This window comes from Faecalibacter macacae (assembly GCF_003687725.1).
Classification (GTDB): Bacteria; Bacteroidota; Bacteroidia; order Flavobacteriales; family Weeksellaceae; genus Empedobacter; species Empedobacter macacae.
Genome location: NZ_RDOJ01000039.1, coordinates 1 through 2,531, shown reverse-complemented (window position 1 = coordinate 2,531; position 2,531 = coordinate 1). Strand labels below are relative to the sequence as shown.

Below are 2,531 nucleotides of genomic sequence, written 5' to 3'. Positions count from 1 at the left end.
TTCTGAAGGAGATACGCGTATAAATCAAGTTATGATTGGTTATTTTGAAGGTGCAACTGATGAAGAAGATTTTCAGCGAGATGCACGTACTGTAGAAACGGGATCAAAAAAAATCTATACATTGATAGATGAAAATCAGTTTTCAATTCAATCAAGAACTTATCCATTAAATCAAGAGGATGTAGTTAAATTAGGATTTGTAACAGATAAACACGGTCAATTAAAAATTTCATTAGGTGATATTGAAGGGATTTTTGGCAATGAGCAGAGTGTTTATTTAAAAGATAATTTATTAGGTATTATTCATGATTTAAAAGATTCTGATTATGTATTTGAATCTGAGGAAGGAAAGTTTGATGATCGATTTGAAATTGTTTACAATTCGAAATCTTTATCTACTACACCTGAGGTGACAAGCTCTAATGAAGTTAAAGTTTATCAAACAGGTGGTTTAACATATGTCATAAGTGAGGATGAATTAATTAATGAGATAGAAGTTTTAGATTCTTTTGGGCGTTTTATTAGATCAGAAAAATCAATTAATAAAAATAAAGTACAGTTTAATTTAATAAGTGGTGTTTATTATTTAAAAATAAAATTAAACACGGATAAGGTTGTAACTGTAAAAGTCTTGGTGAAATAAATTATTATTAAAATAAAAAGAAAAGAGCTCTATATAGAGCTCTTTTTTCTGTTAAAAGGAAGATTTATCTGTATCTATTAAATGGATAAGATGTGATAAATAAACTATAATCTATATTGAGATGATTCAATGAAAATTTTAAAATTATTATGATTTTTTAAAAATAAATAGATAGGGTGAATATTAATATGAAGCTATTTTTTTTTGTTCATATAAAGCTTATTGTTTTTGTTTAAAAGTCTGGATTAAATAAATAAAATAAAAAAGTTAATAATACAGACGAAATTATTTTAATATGATATTTTTTTAAAAAAAAATATTATTAAGTATGAGGTAGATATTAAATTAAATCATATATGTATCAGTAAATTAGAGTTTTATGGTTTATTGTTAAAATTATATTTATGTGTTATTTGTGATTAAATAATCTATAAATTTGCGGACCTAAAAAATAAGAAAAAAACATAAAAAAATAGCTATTAATGCATTATTGTAATTATGGCTTTTTACTCCGATTTATTGGATGTTTTTCATGTGTGTTTTTGTACGATTTTTAAAAATTACTAACTAACTAAAATGTATTCTTTAAATTATGAGAATAAAATTAAAAAATGGGATTTTATCGGCTTTTATTTTATTGTTAACTAATATTGTTTATAGTCAAACTTTAAATGAAGGTTATAAAGAAGTAACAATAAATTATACTTCTATTGGTACAGGTACTAATGTTGTTAATTGGACACAAAATGGAATTAATTTTAAATCTATAAATGTTGAAAATAGAGGTTTAGGTAGTGTTTTTCAAAATTTTTATCAAGGGATGGCATTTTCTGGAAATTCATCAGTTGTTTATAATGCTACATCTTCAGGTTTAATTAAGAAAATAGAGGCGCAAGTTTTTCAAAATTTTGCTAATTTAAGTAATAAAAGTAATTTTAAATTATATACTAGTAATATTGCCGATGGAAGAGAGTTTGATAATGGTTTACGAACTTCTTCAGGTATTACTAGTTTGATTACATGGGATTTATCTAGTAATATAGAGAGAGATTATTTTGTGATTAAAAATGAAGATGCTAAAGAAGCGCGTTTAATATATATTAAATTAACTTTACTAGAATCAACAATCTGGAATGGAACTTCTTGGACTAATGGTAGGCCAAATTCTAAAGTAAAAGCAATTATTAGAGGAGGTTATAATTCTGGATTTGCAGACGCAAATGGTAAAGTAGTAGCTAAATCTGTAATTATAGAAAGTGATATTACAATTCCTAAAGGAATAACTATTGAAAGTGTTAATGAGTTTAATAATTCATTAAACAAAAATGTAATTTTTGAAGACAAATCTTATTTTTTACAAACAAATCCATTAGCATTAAACATTGGAGATGTTTCGTTTAAAGTTAAGAGTCAAAAAATGAAACGTAATGACATGACGCATTGGTCTTCTCCAGTAACAGGGCAATACATAAGAGCGTTTTCTCCAGAAACATTATACAATCGTTTTTGGTACTATAATGAAACAACATCAAATTATAAAACAGTTTTTACATCAGCTAATTCATCAGATGTAAAATTTGAGGCAGGAAAAGGGGTTGCAATACGTTTAAAACATGGAGTTGCGGTTGATTTTGAAGAGTCTATTGTCGGAGAGTTTAAAGGGGTTTTAAATAATGGGGAAGTTAAAGTTGCTGTTAATAAAACAGAAACTAGTAATGGATTTAATTTTGTAGGAAATCCTTATCCTTCTAATATTAATTTAAAAGAGTTTTTTAATCAAAATCAATCTGTAGATAAGATTTTTATATGGACACCATATTTTAAGATAGATGATAAAAATTTCGGTAATAACTATATAACAGTAAATAGAGATGGTGTTGTGTCGCCA

At 25.5% G+C, this 2,531-nt stretch carries 2 protein-coding genes; both read left to right on the top strand.

Features of this window, described 5'->3' with window-relative positions:
- Positions 1 to 643, top strand: a 643-nt coding sequence (locus EAH69_RS13805) for a T9SS type A sorting domain-containing protein (protein WP_121935800.1), incomplete at its 5' end; no start/stop codon positions are given.
- A gap of 592 nt (positions 644 to 1,235) precedes the next feature.
- On the top strand, positions 1,236 to 2,531 hold a 1,296-nt coding region (locus EAH69_RS13800), incomplete at its 3' end, for a hypothetical protein (RefSeq protein WP_147439160.1).